This is a genomic window from Nostoc cycadae WK-1, assembly GCF_002897135.1.
In the GTDB taxonomy this organism is placed as follows: Bacteria; Cyanobacteriota; Cyanobacteriia; order Cyanobacteriales; family Nostocaceae; genus Nostoc_B.
In genome coordinates, this window is the sequence record NZ_DF978423.1 from 78,185 (window position 1) to 96,319 (window position 18,135).

Consider the following 18,135-nt stretch of genomic DNA (forward strand, 5'->3'; position numbering starts at 1 on the left):
ATACACTGAGGCAGGATGGTCAAAGCGTCAACGTAAAAATGCCAAACAAATATGCCCCACGCAGATAAAGTCATGGGATACAAGCGAAATTCTAAGGAGCGTAAGACTTACCCTCCTATTTAAGCTCTAGGCAGTGTGGTGAGGAGCAATAAAGACAGAGGCATAGCCCCTGTATCGGTGTCAAATGATGCCGAGCCGATTAGAACTGCATAAGCATAAAATGCCATCGAAGAAATTTTACAAGTAAAATGCCATTTTGTCTGTAAAGCTTATTAAACACTTTGTTTCTCAGTTCTACTTGAGATACTCATAGGTCATCTGGTAAGTGTGATAGTAAATCTAGCAAGCACCTAGCTCATTGGTGATTAGTATGTCACAAAATTCCGATGCTCCATCATCTTCTGCTACTCTTCGGGCGATCGCCCAAACATTCCGGCTCACAGGTTGGATTAGCTTTTGGATTCAGTTAGTATTAGGTGTGGTTTCCAGCATAATTGTCCTGCTATTTGCGATTTTTTCCCAAAGAGCAGGTAGCCCTAGTAATAATCCGGGAACTGGCTTTGGGGTCTTTTTAGCGGTTTGTGGATTAATTATTTTGGGTGCGGGTATCTATTTAGCTTTCCGTTACACCAGAATTGGTAGACAACTGCAATCTTCCAACCCTAGCAACCGCCCCCGTAAAAGCGAAACCTTACAGGTATTACGTTTAGGCCTGTGGATCAATTTAATTGGCACATTAGTCACACTTTTAGGGGCGCAGGCGATCGTTGGTACACTCGTTGCCAGGTCAATATCTCCCCAAGCCATCACTACGCAATTTTTTGACCCAACTCGGATTATTAGCGGTCTTGATATGCTTGTAGTTCAGGCAAACACTAATACTGTTTCAGCCCACTTTGCTGGATTGGTTGGGTCACTTTGGCTAATGAATCGTATCAACCGCCAATAATATCCTAGGCTAATTTCATCTTTTCCTAACGGTAAGCAAAAGTTGATCTTTAACTTTTCCGAAACCCACTTACACAGACTTGTAAGAAACAAATATAGTTGTTAAAAAAACTTCCTACTAATAAGTAGTGTTAAAGCTTACCAAAGGTGAAATTTATCTTTTGAGGATCTCATATCATGGCAGATTCATCTAATACAAGCAGAAATCAACTAAGACAAAATTTTGATCAAAATGCTTGGAGATTTGGTGTACAAGTAGTCTTTAGTGCTGTTGTATTAGGGCTATGTATTGTGCAGTTGGTTTCCAAACCAAGTAACGATCAAAATACTGCACTTTACTGGGGCGGGGTGACTAGCGTATTAGCATATTGGTTGCCTTCTCCAGGACAAAATAGGGAAGACAAAGAGCCAATGACAATTAATACCAGAACATTTACCGCTACTGAAACTAATGGACAAGGCCAAAACGATCACATCTTGGCTCAAAGTAATTCCACAACAGTGACAACAGACGCTCAAAACTAATGAATAGTCTATAAATTAAGAATTCAGAATCAATTAGTTATTCTGGGATTCAGACACACCACCAATTTTAGACAACTAAATCGAATATGTAGTGTTGTGTCTTAAACCCATTTATTTGTCAGCTAGTTCAGACTTCAATTCCTACTAAATTCTGACTGATAAACTTAAGAAATATAGTCTTCATCTTCAGAATTGCTATCCCAATTAGAAGCATGATTAGAACGGTAAGCTTCGGCTTTAGTGCGGCGATTTTCCTGCCTGATGGCTTCTCGTTCTCGTAATGTTAGCTGTTGCTTGTCATTAATGGGCAACCGTTCTACTGTACGTTTAGATGATTTTTGACGAGTAAATGTCTTCCAAGCAGTTTTCATCCCAACAACTAAGCTACGAGTACCGACTTGAAGATTTTGGGCTTGTTTTTTTGCACCATCAATACCTTGGTCAACTTGTTTAACGACTTGACCAGCGCTTTTGACACCTTCACTAACATCATTGGTTAAGTCAGTGATTTCGATACCAGTGGTGCGGATGGAAGTTAAAGTAGGTGGTAACTCCCGCGAAAGGGTGTCAAAAAACTTTTCCGCACTGCGGGCGGCGCGTGCTACTTCTTGTAAAGCGGGTATAGCCGCCACTAAAACAGCAGTTAGACTAGCGGCGACTAAGAGTAGGGACAGTCCCAACCAAAATATGGGGTCAATCACGGTTATGCTATCTACGAGCGTTCCAAAGGCTGGGGAAGCGAATCTGAGTCTTCTTCAGTTGTTTGCCGATGCAAGACTTGACTTTCGCGCTGACTAGCATCTATACCAGCGGCGATCGCTTCCTTTAGTCTATCTAAAGTTTCATCCCAGTTACGTAATGCGTTGGCAGAAAGACGATCTGCCTGAATTTGCACACTTGTTGATAAATCTTCTGCTAATTCTGGGATGGCATCAGCAGATTTTTTCAAAAGTTTACGCGTTTCGCGTCCTGTGCGAGGAGCAATTAGCAAACCAGTTAAAGCACCGATAGTTGCTCCTAGCATCATACCGCCAATAAAGACTCCAGAACGGTTATTAGACATTTGAATTGTTTCTCTCCTTACACCCATTTTAGGTGGGTTGTTTCCCCTTGTATAACCAGAATGATTTTATCGAGTTAATTTATCGTGACAATTTATCAACTAGAAATGTTGCTATTGTTTATTCCAGTTTTGGTGACTGTTTTTCTTAGCCAGAAAGAATTGGATTGACGAATATAGCGTTTACCTAGTCGCTGTCCTAAAAGTAGCAGACTCACAATTTGGCGCACTTGCTGAATTTTAAATTGTAGAGATTGGTTATTTAGGCGGAGGTTGCGGAGACTTTGCTGGCTAATATCAAGATTTTGGGGTGTTTGAGACAGCAGAGTCTGGCTACATTTTTCATAGAAAGTTAACCTATCGGTTATGAATGCTATTCGTTGCTTCAGTTTCCAGATTTGCCAAGCTATGTAGAACAGCAGTAGGGAAATAAGGATGTTAATAATGACAACTAATGTAACCATTGTTTGATTTATGTGAGTTAGATGATTTGCGATCGCCTGACACTACACTTGGGAAAGATGCGATCGCTGATAATAAAATTAATCTGATTGGCAAAATCCCGATGGAACCTCTCACCCTCAACATACCACCAGCCGTAGGTTTGACAGACGAGCAGTTTTATCAAATATGCCTAGCCAATGATGAATGGCGTATCGAACTCACCGCCGAAGGAGAATTGATAATTATGCCCCCAACTGGCGGCGAAAGTGGCATCCAAAATTCTGAACTCACAACCGAATTGACCTTATGGAATCGTCAAGCCAAGTTAGGAAAAGTTTTTGATTCCTCCACGGAATTTCGCTTACCAAATGGTGCTTATCGTTCACCGGATGTTTCTTGGGTGAAGCAAGAACGCTGGGATGTACTAACCTCTGACCAACGGCGACGCTTTCCACCAATCTGCCCTGATTTTGTAATTGAATTACGCTCTCAAACTGATTCTCTCAAAAAACTGCGGGCGAAAATGCAAGAATATCAAGATAATGGTGCAAATTTGGGTTGGTTGATTGACCCTATTACACCTTTAGTAGAAATTTATCGTCCTGGTGTTGAAGTTGAAGTGATTAATTTTGCTGTTGAACAAGCACCTACGTTGTCTGGTGAAGATGTATTACCAGGATTTATCTTATCTTTAACTACAATACTTAATCCTTGAGATGCGAGAACATATTCGATTCCCCATAACGAGGAGGAATTTAATTTGACAGGTTGCAGGTGTTCAGATACCCGACTTTTTGAAAAAGTCGGGTATCTATGAGCTGAGATAGTTGGTGTGGCGGACTACTAAAATCGGAATGTAGTCCGAATGATGCCAGTGTAAATTGTATCGTTGTTGCTGTTATGTTCGGGGTTAAAAATTACCAGCAGTCCGGGTGTAATGGAGATATTGTCATTAACTTGGTAGCGATACAATGCTTCTAAACGGTAGGAGGTATCAGAGTCTTCTCGACGGGCGCTAGTAGCAGTCCGCACATTTTCACCAAAGTCATTCTCTGTAACTTTTGGCGGTTGACCGAAGATAATCCCACCTAAGTTACCTTTTTTACCCAAGTCTGGGAAAGCAAAAGTCACTGCCCAATTCCAGATATCGGCTTTATCGCCACGATTGACATTAGGTAAAAATGTAGTTTCAGCGATCGCTTGAGTATACCCCACCCAACCAGACAAGACAAATTTTGAGTTGACACGATAGCTGGTTTGAAAACTATAGTAATTGGCAGAAGTGGCGATTCCACGGGGATTTGTGGCTGTACTTCCAGGGCCTGCGCCAAAGGGTTGATCTGCAAAAGCACCACCATACAACCCGGAAACTGCGACATCATTATTAGAACCACTAAAGTAGGAATGGGCGTAGGTAAATCCTAATGCCAGGTTTTTGTTTGGTTGAAATGCTAATTGTGCTAATGCGCCATAACTACCATCAAATAAACCTCTTCCCTCTGTTGGATCATTGGCTCTTCTGGCAAGATAACCACCAGAGAAAGTAATCTGGTCGCTGAGTTTGTAGTTAACACTCACGCCTGTACCAAAATTAACCCCAGAACCACTGTTACTGGCGCGGTAAATCGGAGAAAAACGACTGGCGCGAGAAATAGAACCCAAGGGAATTGATGCTAACAAGGGGTTAAAGTTGTTGAAGTTGTCGTAAAATTCCCCCCCAATCGCATCAACAATAACGTTGAGTTTCTCACCTACGGGAAAGCGATACAATAATTTCCCAATCAAAAATTCATTATTTGTATCTCCATCCCAAGAAAGGCGGGTCATGTTTGTACCCGTAACGGCATTGTTAAAAAATACGGTGTTATTTGCTTCTAAACGGGTTAACAGTTGGTCTTTACCTGTGAAGCTGGTAACTAAGTTAAGGCGGATGCGATCGCTAAATATTGTATTATCTTGCAACCGCCGACCTCCAGAGGCTGCATATTCAGCTGCTCTCGTACTCACTCCACTTTCAATTCTGCGCCAACGGTCAGAGTCTATGGCTCTATCTTCACCAAACACCCCTCCCACACTAAAAATTACTTCTCCATTGAATTTAGTGGTGGTGGAAAATTGCTGACTTTCTAAAATAGCGGTGCGATTTTCTAAGGCATCAACTCTGCCTCTCACTTCTGTCAAAGTCTCAGCAAAATCTTTTTGTAGTTTTTGTAAAGTTGCTAAGTCTTCTTTAGTTACTAAGTCTGCTGTACTACTGGCAATCAATTCATTAACTCGATTCAAACAAGCATTCAAACCTGCGGCAAATTCATAACGAGTCAGGGCGCGATTGCCGCGATAGGTGCTATTTGGGTAGCCTGCAATACAACCATAACGTTCAACTAATGATTGCAATGCCTGGAATGCCCAATCTGTAGGTTGCACATCTGTCAGTTGCGATACGGATGTTACTTGACCTTGAATCTCGTTTTCCGAGTCTGCACTATTGGTCTCAGAAATTACATTGCTTTGGATTGTCGGATTGGCAGATACAGTTGTTGCCGCGATCGCATTCAACCCTATAACTATTGATGCTATCCCCAATGAATTACGCAGAGTATCAGACATTTATTTAGACTTACAGTAATGTTACTAAAGGTTTTTAGTAACATTACTGTAAGTCTAAATACTATAGCTTATAGTATCATTTTATACAATAAAGTTGATTATTTTTGATTGAATAAAAATAGTTTAAAAGCCCATAAGCATTTCCTTGGTAAGTTTTTGAGTGTATCAAGACAAATACATTCGGCCAATAATACTAATTACAAAAACGCATTATTTTTATGTATTTTTTACAAAATAGACTTTTTTACGTATCAAAACATGGCGAAATTTCTTGTTTCTACTGTATTTCTGTAGTGGTATCCTCAGCAATGAGTGCTACATCTCTAATTTTCTAAATCAGGAGATATGAAAGATGTCCGTTAGCAATTCACCAACCCAACTCAAACGCGAGTTAGGCGTTTTTGGTGCAACTCTGATGGGGCTGGGTTCGATTGTCGGAACGGGTGTATTTGTCAGTATTGGAATTGCGGTGGGGATAGCTGGGCCAGCAGTAATTCTCGCGGTGGTAATTGGGGCAATTGTGGCTACTTGTAATGGTCTCAACAGCGCCCAGTTAGCTGCTAATCATGCAGTGAGTGGTGGTACTTATGAATATGGTTACAAGTACCTGACTCCGGCTTTTGGTTTTACCGCAGGTTGGATGTTTTTAGTCGCGAAGACTGCTTCTGCTGCTACCGCCGCTTTAGGTTTCGCTGGTTATTTCCTGAATATTTTAGGGTGGAATAACAGTTGGCTTGTACCTGTGGCTGTGTTAGCAGTAGTTGTGATCACAGGAATTGTATTAAGCGGAATTCGACGGTCTAATACTGCCAATACGGTAATTGTTTCAGTAACATTGGTGTCATTAGGTTTATTTGTACTGGTTTGTCTACCTCGTGCAGCAACAGTGGGTATGGCAAACTTGACACCCTTTTTCACTAGTTCTCCAGGGGCGATACTTCACGCCAGCGCGTTGATGTTTGTGGCTTACACTGGTTACGGGCGTATTGCCACAATGGGAGAAGAAGCCCATTCTCCGAGGGAAACAATTCCCAAAGCGATGATTCTCTGTTTGCTGCTGACAATGCTGTTATATATAGTTGTTGCAACTGTTGGTATTGGGGCTGTAGGCGCAGATTTTTTAAGTGATGCTACAGGACAAAGCAACGCAGCACCTTTAGAAGTTGTCGCCCGTAATGTGGCGGGTTCTGGTGTGGCTTTGGTATTGGCGGTTGGTGCAATGACCGCAATGTTAGGTGTGCTGTTGAACTTGATTTTAGGCTTGTCGCGCGTTTTATTAGCGATGGGTCGCCGTGCCGATGCGCCCAAATTTTTAGCTAGACTCAACCGCGAACAGAATTCCCCATACTGGGCTGTGATTGTGGTGGGAATTGCGATCGCGCTTTTAGTATTTTTAGGTAATGTCAAAACTACTTGGTCGTTTAGCGCCTTTAGTGTTTTAACTTATTACGCAATTACCAACTTAGCTTCTCTCAAACTGACTGCATCAGAGAGATTATATCCAGTATGGGTAGGCTGGATGGGTCTGTTATCTTGTTTATTTCTAGCTTTTTGGGTAGACTCAGCTATCTGGCAAGTTGGTTTAGGGTTAATTGTGGCTGGATTAATTTGGCACAAAATCCGACGTAGAGTAGATGAGAGGTGAGAGGTTACGGGTTATAGGCTTGGGTCGTAAGCGTCAGCCGAACACAGTTTACAAGCAACAGTTTATACTCAATGGTTTAGTAGGGTTTCTATACCAAACCAGCTTGAAAAATCTGATTTGGGGTGAGATTCAATTCAGGAAAACTTTGGGAGATAATGCGTTCTCTATCTCGAAACTTAGTGTTTTGATATTCTCGAAGTAAAGCTTCTGCCCCTTTTTTCTTTTGATTTCGATACCGAATCAAAGTGTTAACAAAAACATTACGCAAAAAACTATCTTCAGCAACAGATCCAACACAAGTTGTAAGACTAAGTTCAATATTGGAACTTGTGACTTTATTTTCTGATTCTAAATAAAGTAAAGATTGAATATCTCCAAACCGCTCCTTGAATATCTCTTGTGCTTGTTGAAGTTTTTCTGATCTTTGTAATGAGCTTAAATTTGTAAAATGAGCGGTATTAGCCATTTCTACTGCTGAGGGGTTGATTTCAGCTGCATAACAAGCTAGTTTTTTTCTGGCAGATTCAAATAGCGTTGTTCCACTTCCAGCAAAGGGATCTAATATTACACTGTCAGTGTGTGCGTATGCGTTGAGAAGAACTTCAACAAGCTGCGGCGAAAATTGCCCTCGCCAGGAGAAGAAGCTTGTTCTAGTTTTGCTATCAAGATCTAAATCTTCTTGTTTAATTATTTGCTTGCCAGTTGCAACTAAAATTTCGTCAGGGACAACACTCATAGCCAAATTCCTCTAAGAGAATTAGTTTTAAATGCAGTGCGATCGCATCTCTTGTCAGTTAAGACTTCATAGACGCTTACAGCAATCTTTTCAGCAAAATAACCCAAGTAATAATTAGAGCAGCGATCGCATCTTAGTAACAAAACTACCAAGGCACAGGCTCACCCAAATGGAAAAAGCCTCCACTTGGCCCATCATCAGGCAGAGTTGCTAACTGAACACCCGTTTTTGCGCCTTCAGTAATGTCCATCATTGCACCTTCACCACCTAATTCTGTTTTTACCCAACCGGGATGGGCGCTGTTGACCTTGACTGGTGTATTGCGTAGTTCATGCGCTAAGTGAACGGTGAAAGAATTGACAGATGCTTTGGAAGCATTATAAGCAAAGGGTTTGGCATCATAAATAAACGAGTTTGGGTCGGCGTGAAGTGTAAGTGAAGCTTCAATGCTGGCCATATTGACAATCCGACCGCTTGGGCTTTTTGAAATCAAAGGTAATAACGCTTGAGTCACTTCGACTAAGGCAAAAAAGTTAGTCTCGAAGGTCTTGCGGATAATGTCTAAAGAAACGGAACTCGCGTTGCTGACTATCCATTCACCATCCAACATTACCCCTGCATTGTTGATGAGAACATCAAGTTTGCCAAATCGGTCGCTAATTTCTTGAACGGCGGTCTGAATTTGGCTACTGTTGTTAACATCAAGTGCGATCGCTTCAGCCAATAATCCTTCATTTTGGAGAGTTGTTGCTGCTGTTTGCGCCGCTTGGAGATTACGACCTGCGATCAAAACTGTTAATCCATGCTGGGCAAGTTGGCGACTCATTTCAAATCCCAGACCTTTGTTTGCGCCAGTAATCAATGCAATCTTGCCATTCGATTCTTTGTTAACCATAGATTCCTCGTTTCAGGCAGATACTTACATCGGTCAGAGCGACTATACCATGAGATTAAAATGCCTAAATCTAGACAATTGGCTAGTTTTAATGCTTGTAAACTTAAAGTTCAAATTTATGAAAAATCTTACTTATGATAGTTGTTAATTTCAGAAAAACATGGATTATCTGCAAATTCACACAAAAATCCAAAACCGCTTATCATGGGTGAGATTATCATTCAGACGAGAACAGAGGTTTTGGTGATATGGTGGCTGATGTAATGACAAATTCAGTTCCCGTGACTGTTTTAACTGGCTACTTGGGAGCAGGTAAAACAACTTTACTCAATCACATTCTCACTTACGAACACGGCAAAAAAGTTGCAGTGATTGTGAATGAATTTGGGGAAGTAGGCATTGATAATCAATTAGTTATTGATGCCGATGAAGAAATTTTTGAAATGAATAACGGCTGTATTTGTTGTACAGTCCGCGGCGACTTAATTCGCATCATCGGTAATTTGATGAAGCGACGTGATAAGTTTGACCATTTAGTAATTGAAACTACGGGTTTAGCTGATCCTGCACCAGTAATTCAGACATTCTTCGTCGATGAAGATATGCAAAATCAACTGTCGCTAGATGCAGTGGTGACGGTGGTCGATGCCAAGCATATTTGGCAACACTGGGAAGCAGATGAAGCCCAAGAACAAATTGCGTTTGCCGACGTTATTTTACTTAATAAAACTGATTTAGTTGCACCAGAAGAACTAGCAGAATTAGAAAAGCGGATTCGGGGAATGAATGCGATCGCCAAAATTTATCGCACCCGTAACTCAGAATTATCAATGGATGCGTTATTGGGTGTGCAAGCCTTCGACCTTAACCGCGCTTTAGAAATTGATCCCAATTTCTTAGGCGAAGATGCTCACGTACATGATGAAAGCGTTTATTCTGTGGCTTTAGTCGCCCAAGGAGCGCTGGATGGGGAAAAATTACATGCTTGGATGAGTGAATTATTGCGTACTCAAGGCACCGATATTTTTCGGATGAAAGGGATTTTAAATATTGCTGGAGAAGACAATCGCTTTGTTTTTCAAGGGGTACACATGATATTTGATGGTAGACCAGATCGCCCTTGGAAACCAAGCGAAACCCGCAAAAACGAATTAGTTTTTATCGGGCGGAATTTAGATGAAGCCAAACTCAAGCAAGATTTTTTGGCCTGTCTGGCGTAAAAAGTGCAGAGTCACCGAAGTTTGCTCAACGCGGGGAACCCGCGCACGCAACTTCTCGCTGAGTGGGGAGTACTTAAATACTTTCTCTGCTTCTCTGCACTCTGCACTCACACCCTTGTTTTAATGTTTATCTGACAAGATTGGTTCTGTTGCAACATTACCTAAACGGATGCTGGCTAACAAATTTTGCCATTGTGTTTTCAGGGCTGGATCTTGAGGATGTTCTTGTCTGAGTTTTGCTAGTGTTGTGATTGCTTCGTGCCAAATACCATTTTGGGCATAGATGGCAAACTGTTGTAAAGGTGTAGCTGTTTGTAGTTCTTGGGTAATTTCTCGACTGAGTTTAACTCGTTGGATTACTCCTTCAACGTAAATAGGAGGTGAGTCTTCTTGTGTCTCGCAAGCAAAAGTCAAAAACCAACGGTATTGTTGATTAACAGCTAACCCAGGAGTATTAGCAGGTAGAGAAACACTGATGATTCCTGGATGATTTGGCAAAGCTATAGGTTGTTTATACAAGTCCTTGGATTGTTGATCTTGCAGCACAAACATAGCCGGAAGATTTGCTGTTTGGGAATATGGCACATAGAACCAAAATGTGGGATGTGCTGATGTAGTTAATGACCAAACATTTGTAACTGACGGTGGTTCTTGAGTAAAGGGTACTAAAGCAGTCAAATCTTGTTTGACTTGGGGACAAGAACCGCGTTTTGCGCCACCCAAAACTCTACCCCCAGGCGGTGGATCTGCGGGTGGTTTAGGTGGATTGAAATTCACTTGTTGAGATAAAGTTTTCAGATTATGACTAGCCATTGGTATTGGTGTTGCTAGTACCAGGGTTTGACTAGTTAAAAAACCTAAGTAGCTTAGAGTTAATCCGAATAATAGTCTCATCAGTTGTAAACTCCAGTTGTGTGTGGCTGAAACAGTTAATTTTATCTGCTTAAACTGATGTTTCTGACAATTAATTATTTATGGTTCAATTTTTGCCAAAAGTCTGATGTGCAGTTTTGTATAGAAATCGTACTTGCTGTCCCTATTAGCAATAAAGCTGAAGGGACAAAAGGCACCCATATACCGCAGATTAATAGACTAAAACACAATAAATAAAGTATGCCAGAAGTGATACCCAATGCTAATGCCAACAAGGGTAGCCGTCGCCACTGCCAAACTAACAATCCTCCTACCACAGACCAACCCCAAATCCACAATATTTCCCACCCAAAAGGCCAAACTGTCAGCAAAGGTCGTTTATCCAAAACGGCACTAATAATTTGGCTGATCATTTGTGCTTGTACCATGACTCCTGGCATTTGCACTTCTAATCTGCTACCGAATGGTGTCGCCCAGTAGTCAGGAAAATCACCTCTAGCTGTCACCCCAATCAAAATAATCCGGTCTTTGATGGCATTAGGGTTCATCGGACTAGATAAAATTTGGGTGAGTGTGACTGTTTCTGCAATCTTCTGAGAAGCGCGGTAGTTGAGTAAGGTTTGCCCGCTATTGGCATCAATGCCTTGATAACCGCCACTGCGAGATGATAGCCGAGGAAAAACAGTCTTACCTAACTGTAAATTCCCTTGGGGGGTAAATTTTGGTGAAATTCCCAAGGGTAAAAGATAACGAAAGGCTAATTGTGTACTAAAAGCATAGTCAGCGGAACATAAAGATGCTGTTTCTGGGGTGAAAAACATCAGATGACGACGCACAACTCCATCAGTATCGTGAAGGAAGTCGCTGAAACCTTGCCGTTCTTTGGGAATTTCTGGTGGTGGTTCAATGCCTTTGGTCATGACTGTTGAATCACTACCTTTACACACACCTATCAAATTATCAGTTTTTTGCAGCCTTTTAGCCAAGTCTGGCAGTTCGGCAGAAAAATCACGATAAATATCTAAACCGATCGCTCGCGGTTTGTATTCTTGTAATTTTATCAGTAAGGCATTGAGTGATTTATCAGACAGAGAAGTTCCTTTTAAAACTTCACCGTTACGGCGTTGGTGAACTAAATCAGCATCATCAATGGTGATAATTAATAGTCGTTGATCAGGGCCTTCATCAAGACGCGATCGCATCATAGAGTCGAATGCTTGCAGTTCTGCACCTTGGAAGACTCCCAAAAACCGCAGTCCCAAAATTACACCTGTCATCGCCAAACTCGAAAATAAACCTAATTTCCATTTCAATTTGGGGTGTGCGGGTAAAATCTCAACGGCTGGCGTAAGGGGAGGTGTGAGTTCTTGCCAATTCAGGGGTATCTGGGCTAGATTTTGGCAAATTACTGGTAGCCATGTCGCACAGGGAAATTTATCTTCTAAACCTTGTAAGCGTTCCCGTGCTTGGCGGACTGCTTGATATAAAGTTTCTCCCTCAGCATAACTAGTTAAAAAATATTTTAAAAATTCTTGGGCTACCTGGTCGGGTACAGGTTCGCGCATAATTACCATTTGGGGAATCTGGAGATCGGCTAATTCTCGCGCGAGTCCCAAACCATCACAGGAGTTAAAAATTGCCAGATGCAAACCGCGTTCAATGGCTTGCTTGAGGGCATATCTTAACTCGCTCATACTGAGGCTATCAGTTTTGTTTAAATAAATCCGCCCGGTGACATCATTTTCCTGACTGGAACTGTGTCCAGCAAAAAATAAAATATCCCAATTTTCTCCCCATAGATAATCGGTTAATTGTTGACGCTGTGGTTCTACTAAAAAGGTGAGTTCGGCATTCTTACACTGTTGCAAAATAGCTAAATCAGCCTGGGTGTCAATTCCTTGACTATCACCAACAACGGCTAAAATTTTGACTTTTGAGTTGTGGGTACGAGGCTGAAATATGTGTTCATAGGTGTGTGAGGCGATCGCAATTTCTGCTTTGGGATAGCGATCGAGTAATTCCCACAGATGCCAAGGTAATCTCTGCAATTGACTATTATCTGTTTGCAAAATTACTCTTACTTCATCTGTTGGTAGTAGTTTCTCTAACCATTTTTCTCTTAAAGGGCGAAACTCTTCGGTGCGTAACCAAGTATTAAAACGTGCCTGTAAAACGTGTGCTAAATCTTGACAACTTTGGGTGATGGAAACATTCGTGACTTGAATTTTCTCAGCATCCAACCGATAACTATTACCAATTTGGCGATAACTTGATTGCCAGCGGGTGTAGTAAAGCGGCATTTCTGGGCATGGTGGTAATCTACCAGTGATTTCTGTTGTTGGGCGATCGCTTTCTTCACCAATCTGAAGTGTAACAGCAAACCCTTGGTTGAAACTAGCGTCTCCGAATTTCAAAACCACTAACTTAGCCATGACCGACAAAAAATTTTAGATTTGAGATTTTGAATCTTGGATGGATTTTTATAGATAACACCAGAGTCAGACATCAAGGCTTTTGATTTCTGTTTTCTGCCTGGTTGGTGAGCGATTTTCAAATAATAAAATGTTCTCTAATACTCATATCATCTAAAGAAATTGCCACAATAAATTTTTCTTGGATTTCACCTCGAAATTGCAATTGAATGTAATTATCTGCACTTCTGGCTTGGGCTTCCAAAAATATCTCACCTGACTCATCCAATACTGTGAGTTTGACTCCTTCTGGTAAATATACTTGATTACCTGTGGGGTGTAATTGCAAACGAATACTAGTTTTCATCTCTGGTTCTGGGCTGATTTCCACAATTAGCATCAAGGGTTGATTAGCTATTTGGATACCCAAATCAATCAGTTTTGCTCGTTTGGTAGGTACTGGCGGCTGATGAGTTGATGATTCTTCCGTAGTTACACTACCACGAAAAGCATAATTAGGTTTAGATTCTAACAATTCTCGTAAGGATTCCACTGTTTGCCAAGCAGCATCCACTTGACCGACTAACCATTGGCTTAAATTTACTAGCGTTTGAACTGGAGAAGTTTTTAAATGTGCAATACGGTCAATTAATTTTTCTAGAGGTTGCAGTTGATGCAAAGGTAGAAATTCACTATTTACACTCTGAATAAAACCTAATAAATTTGCTTCTTGCAATGATTCATCTACTTGTACTACCACATAACCTACTCGGTCTTCCCAAGTTTCTGGGGGCATTAAACATGTCTGTTCGTCTAGTTTTATCGGGCGACACTCCAGACGACCAATTGAGGTAATTTCTAGGTCGGCTACGTTGCTACACAACTGCATAACTGGGTTCCAACTATCGCCAACACTAAGGTTAGTGGGAATTTCCATCATTTGTAAATAGTCATTTACCACCCATATAGCTAATGTATTTAATCGCACTTGTTCTGCTTTGACGGGGTTAGGTTGTTGATTGGCAAATTGTTGGGCAAATTTACAAGCTGCTTGAGTAATGGGTAATTTGATACCTAAATCATCTACTCTATGGGTGGTTTGAGCCATAATTTCCTACCTAGTGTTCAGGACGATGTTGTAATATCTATCGCCCACATTCAATAAATTTATGCCACAAAATCAGAAAATTAAAGAAATTTATGCACATTAGAAATTTATGCACGTTTTTGTGCTGTGAGAGATTTGGAATATTAAAACGCAGAAGATAGGCAGAATTTTTATGAAACGGTTGCTTTTTATTACAGAAAGATTTGCCCCAGATTTGGGGGGTTTGGCGCGGAGTGGGACACGGCTAGTAGCTACACTTTGTCAGTTGGGTATAGAAGTTGATGTGGTGACATGGAGTCGTTATCTACAACCAGGGGAAGTTTTACCACCGGAAACTGTAGATACTAAGTTGCATGTTTATCGAATTGGGCTATACCGTCACTGGGATATGACTATGCCCCATACTTTGAATGTACTGGAATGGTTGCACTCTTCTCATCAGTATGATGGAGTATGGGGACATTATTTGTTTCCTAGCGGTTTTTTGGCTACTTGGTTTGCGGGACTGCAAGGAATAGCCAGCACTGTCAGCGCCCGTGGTAATGATATTGATAAAGAAATGTTTCCCCCTGGAGATTTTTCCCGCCTGCAATGGACGCTACAACACACTCAGGTAATTACGGCTGTGAGTGCTGATATGGCTGGCAAAATTAGGTTATTGAGTGGTAGAGATGATGTATTGGTATTGAAAAACGCGGTAGACACAGAAATTTTTGCGCCTCAGCAGGTGATAGGTGAAATTAGCAGGGAATCTTTAGGAATTGCGCCAGAGGAGGTAGTACTGGGGTTTTGTGGAGAATTACGGGAGAAGAAAGGACAGCAGTTTTTGTTGAATGCTTTGACAACAGTCAGAAATCAGCGTCCTGCTTGTTTATTGATTATCGGTGAAGTGCGGGCTAACCAGGAATCTGTATTGCAAGTTTATGCTACACAGCAGCCAGAAAATGCCCAACGGATTATTGTGACGGGACATTTACCTGATACTCCAGCAGTTGCGGCACATTTGCGGTTGTGTGATGTTTATCTTCAGCCTTCACTGTGGGAGGGAATGCCAAATGCACTATTAGAAGCAATGGCTTGTGGTTGTTGCTGTATTGCTAGTGATGCGGGGGGTATTCCTGAAGTGATTATACATGGTGAGAATGGTTTTATGATGCCGCGATCGCAACTGCATAAGTTAGGTGAAGCAGTCTTAGAATGTTTGGCAATGCCCAGCACAATAAAATCTCAAATTACTCAAGCTGCACGCGATCGCATTCTCCAAGAATATTCTATCACTCAAGAACAGCAGCGACTTCAAGCTGTGATTGAGCGTTTAATGCCTAATTCTGTATAAGCCGCAATTAAGGTTTCACCTGCACGCTTCCAAGTGTAATGTTTTTCTATTCTATTTCTGGCATTGGTCGCTATTTGGCTGATTAATTCTGGTTGATTTTGTAAACGCAACACGGCACCTTTAATAGCTTTAGCTGAACTTGGTTTAACTAACAAAAAATGTACACCATCTTTGCCTAGTTCTCTGACTACTGATAAATCACTAGCAATTACAGGTGTTCCTGTCGCCATCCCTTCTAAAATTTTTAGGGGACAGCAACCTTGAACTAAGTTGCGATCGTTGGATGTTAAAGGTGCCAAAATGGCATCAGCAGTGTGGATATATTTAACTAATTCTTGCTGTGATAGTGGTTCTAATATGTTGAGTTTATTGGCAACTCCTAATTTGACAGCCAGTTGTTTGAAAATTTTGATTTGGTCATTCCTTGCTTGTCCAATTACAGTTAAATAAGCTGGAATATCTCGATTAATTAACCCTAAAGCTTCAATTGCTAAATTTACACCTTGCCACGGTGAAAGTGTACCAAAATAGATGAGTTGTAGAAAATCATTGTGGGATTTTTCTATTTTTTCATAGTAGGTAAACACATCTAAATCCACACCATTAGGAATCACACGAATTTTCTTAACTGGTACACCACGATTTTGTAAATATTGAGAAGTCACCTCGCTAGGTGTGACAATTAAATCTGCGGCTGCTAGACAAATTTGCTCTTGAGTATATAACTTATGTAAAAGTTCTCGATCATCAACAACATTTGGGTAACGATATTTTAACTCTATAGAAGGTAAGCCATTAACTTCAAAAATTAACTTTTGGCAATATTTCTGTTTATTCTGGGCAATAACAAACCCTTCATAAATTGAACGGATATGTATGACTTCAAATTGCTTGTCTTGCAACCATAACCTTAATACATGACGAAAGTGCAAAATTCGCTGAATTAAATTATCACCGCAAGCTGATAACGTTGTTTGCATCACTTGCGGATAAATTTCTTGTTCATTTATACATTCTAATATTGGTGAAACTGTGACTAACTGGATGCCATCAAAGGCTGCTGCCAATGCTCTAGAAAAAGCTGCAATATGAATTGCGGCTCCCTTTGGCGCTGGTACAGTATCAAAGGAGATATATGCTATTTTTGATTTATTCATAAATATATAGATGGCATCTGGGCATTTTTAGTTAACCTTTTAACTATCCGAGAATATAGTAGTGATCCACCTGACAAACACTTAAAACATCAGATATAATCGCTATATTTTGATGCTTGGCTATACTCGCAGTAAATTCCAAATTTATTAAAATATATTTCAATATTTTGAAATTATTTTATATTTTATAATTTTTAACAAAATTTAATTAAATTGGATGGAGTGACAAGAATATGCCTATTGATTTAAAACAATTCCGAGAAAACTTGACTTATAGAGCGCAAGCTCCAGTTACTCAAATCATATCTGACTTGCAAGAAATCGCAGAAATTGATCGCCTAGCAGAACTCAAACAAAAGGAATATGGAAAAAAGGCACTATATTATTTTTTAGGGATAGTTATTGCAATTGTATTGATAATTGTTGTTTCTATCACTCTGACTAATACCCAATTATTGGGCGGTCTAGCTCTTTTATTGATTGTTGCAATTTTGGGTTTGGCGATCGCTTTTATTGTGGCATTGATAACTAGGGCAAAATTTGGCAGAATTAATGTCATCAATTATCGCTATCAAGCAGCACAAAGAATTTTGCAAATGCTGTCTAGAGATATGGACGCTAACACTAATATTAAGTTAAATTTGTCTTTTCAACCAATTCATAAAAATGAATATAAAACAACTACAACACCACATTCTCATAAATCTGGTTGGAAGATAGATAATTATCAACATGAATGGATCAGTATTCAAGGATCATTTTTAGATAAAACTCGCTTTGAATTATCTGCAACGTCTTTATCTAAAAAACAGTATGGCTGGAAGCGCGGTAGTAGTGGAAAAAGCAAATACAAATCAAAAATTAAATCTGGAGGCTTAGATATTCACTTAAATCTTACCTATTCTCAGCGTCGTTATGGAGCAATAAAAATTCTGCAATCTGAAATTGATGGGGCATTAAAATTACCAAAATTATCTAATCTACGAAACTTAAGGTTAACAGATAAATCTATGCAGCTTGCTGTGAGAATTACCCCTAATGTAGCTGATAATCAAGCAGAAATTTATCAAACAGTTACAGCAATGTTTTTAAGTCTTTATCAAGTATTAAATTTAGCTAAATCTTTGTCTAAATAGCTCGACAAAAAAAGACTAAGCGATGCAGAAAATT

At 40.4% G+C, this 18,135-nt stretch carries 17 protein-coding genes; 7 read left to right on the forward strand and 10 right to left on the reverse strand.

The window, feature by feature from the left end; all coding sequences use genetic code 11:
* The first annotated feature begins 370 nt into the window (after positions 1-370).
* Complete coding sequence (locus NCWK1_RS04680) at positions 371-949, forward strand: DUF3611 family protein (RefSeq protein WP_096580699.1); 579 nt, start codon at positions 371-373, stop codon at positions 947-949.
* 176 nt (positions 950-1,125) lie between these two features.
* The gene (locus NCWK1_RS04685; RefSeq protein WP_103123904.1) at positions 1,126-1,473 is read left to right on the forward strand and encodes a hypothetical protein; all 348 of its coding nucleotides are present in this window, start codon (positions 1,126-1,128) and stop codon (positions 1,471-1,473) included.
* Between the two features lie 164 nt (positions 1,474-1,637).
* Here NCWK1_RS04685 and NCWK1_RS04690 read toward each other — a convergent pair whose 3' ends face one another.
* From NCWK1_RS04690 to NCWK1_RS04700, 3 genes are all read right to left on the reverse strand, one after another.
* On the reverse strand, positions 1,638-2,174 hold the full coding sequence (locus NCWK1_RS04690; protein ID WP_096580703.1) for a hypothetical protein: 537 nt from the start codon (positions 2,172-2,174) through the stop codon (positions 1,638-1,640).
* 11 nt (positions 2,175-2,185) lie between these two features.
* Positions 2,186-2,536, reverse strand: a complete 351-nt coding sequence (locus NCWK1_RS04695) for a YtxH domain-containing protein (protein ID WP_096585329.1) — start codon at positions 2,534-2,536, stop codon at positions 2,186-2,188.
* Between the two features lie 95 nt (positions 2,537-2,631).
* Positions 2,632-2,997 (reverse strand): hypothetical protein, encoded by a 366-nt coding sequence (locus NCWK1_RS04700; protein ID WP_096580705.1) that lies wholly within the window; start codon positions 2,995-2,997, stop codon positions 2,632-2,634.
* Positions 2,998-3,098: 101 nt separating this feature from the next.
* Between NCWK1_RS04700 and NCWK1_RS04705 the strand changes: the two genes are divergently transcribed.
* Entirely contained in the window at positions 3,099-3,692 is a 594-nt protein-coding gene (locus tag NCWK1_RS04705; RefSeq protein ID WP_103124129.1) for a Uma2 family endonuclease, read from the forward strand.
* A 128-nt stretch (positions 3,693-3,820) separates the two neighbouring features.
* On the opposite strand, the gene NCWK1_RS04710 is transcribed toward NCWK1_RS04705, so the two are convergent.
* On the reverse strand, positions 3,821-5,584 hold the full coding sequence (locus tag NCWK1_RS04710) for an iron uptake porin (protein ID WP_103123905.1): 1,764 nt from the start codon (positions 5,582-5,584) through the stop codon (positions 3,821-3,823).
* Between the two features lie 352 nt (positions 5,585-5,936).
* Between NCWK1_RS04710 and NCWK1_RS04715 the strand changes: the two genes are divergently transcribed.
* Positions 5,937-7,229 carry an APC family permease gene (locus NCWK1_RS04715; protein ID WP_103123906.1) on the forward strand — a complete coding sequence of 431 codons (1,293 nt, stop codon included), beginning with the start codon at positions 5,937-5,939 and terminating at the stop codon, positions 7,227-7,229.
* Between the two features lie 88 nt (positions 7,230-7,317).
* On the opposite strand, the gene NCWK1_RS04720 is transcribed toward NCWK1_RS04715, so the two are convergent.
* Together NCWK1_RS04720 and NCWK1_RS04725 are read right to left on the reverse strand one after the other, a co-directional pair.
* The gene (locus NCWK1_RS04720; RefSeq protein WP_245894821.1) at positions 7,318-7,971 is read right to left on the reverse strand and encodes a DNA methyltransferase; all 654 of its coding nucleotides are present in this window, start codon (positions 7,969-7,971) and stop codon (positions 7,318-7,320) included.
* A gap of 139 nt (positions 7,972-8,110) precedes the next feature.
* Positions 8,111-8,860, reverse strand: coding sequence for an SDR family oxidoreductase (locus NCWK1_RS04725; protein WP_103123907.1), 750 nt, complete (start codon positions 8,858-8,860; stop codon positions 8,111-8,113).
* Between the two features lie 248 nt (positions 8,861-9,108).
* Between NCWK1_RS04725 and NCWK1_RS04730 the strand changes: the two genes are divergently transcribed.
* Positions 9,109-10,080, forward strand: coding sequence for a CobW family GTP-binding protein (locus NCWK1_RS04730; RefSeq protein ID WP_096580721.1), 972 nt, complete (start codon positions 9,109-9,111; stop codon positions 10,078-10,080).
* A gap of 120 nt (positions 10,081-10,200) precedes the next feature.
* Here NCWK1_RS04730 and NCWK1_RS04735 read toward each other — a convergent pair whose 3' ends face one another.
* The 3 genes from NCWK1_RS04735 to NCWK1_RS04745 all read right to left on the reverse strand — a co-directional run bounded on the left by NCWK1_RS04735 (position 10,201) and on the right by NCWK1_RS04745 (position 14,472).
* The gene (locus NCWK1_RS04735; RefSeq protein WP_103123908.1) at positions 10,201-10,974 is read right to left on the reverse strand and encodes a DUF928 domain-containing protein; all 774 of its coding nucleotides are present in this window, start codon (positions 10,972-10,974) and stop codon (positions 10,201-10,203) included.
* Positions 10,975-11,048: 74 nt separating this feature from the next.
* The gene (locus NCWK1_RS04740; RefSeq protein ID WP_103123909.1) at positions 11,049-13,385 is read right to left on the reverse strand and encodes a CHASE2 domain-containing protein; all 2,337 of its coding nucleotides are present in this window, start codon (positions 13,383-13,385) and stop codon (positions 11,049-11,051) included.
* Positions 13,386-13,503: 118 nt separating this feature from the next.
* On the reverse strand, positions 13,504-14,472 hold the full coding sequence (locus NCWK1_RS04745) for a DUF1822 family protein (RefSeq protein ID WP_103123910.1): 969 nt from the start codon (positions 14,470-14,472) through the stop codon (positions 13,504-13,506).
* Positions 14,473-14,644: 172 nt separating this feature from the next.
* On the opposite strand from NCWK1_RS04745, the gene NCWK1_RS04750 reads away from it, so the two are divergent.
* Positions 14,645-15,808, forward strand: a complete 1,164-nt coding sequence (locus tag NCWK1_RS04750) for a glycosyltransferase family 4 protein (RefSeq protein WP_103123911.1) — start codon at positions 14,645-14,647, stop codon at positions 15,806-15,808.
* Here NCWK1_RS04750 and NCWK1_RS04755 read toward each other — a convergent pair.
* Positions 15,769-16,965 carry a glycosyltransferase family 4 protein gene (locus tag NCWK1_RS04755; RefSeq protein ID WP_103123912.1) on the reverse strand — a complete coding sequence of 399 codons (1,197 nt, stop codon included), beginning with the start codon at positions 16,963-16,965 and terminating at the stop codon, positions 15,769-15,771. The two genes, NCWK1_RS04750 and NCWK1_RS04755, sit on opposite strands and share 40 nt — an antisense overlap.
* Before the next feature lie 233 nt (positions 16,966-17,198).
* Between NCWK1_RS04755 and NCWK1_RS04760 the strand changes: the two genes are divergently transcribed.
* Entirely contained in the window at positions 17,199-18,101 is a 903-nt protein-coding gene (locus NCWK1_RS04760; protein WP_103123913.1) for a hypothetical protein, read from the forward strand.
* Positions 18,102-18,135 lie beyond the last annotated feature (34 nt).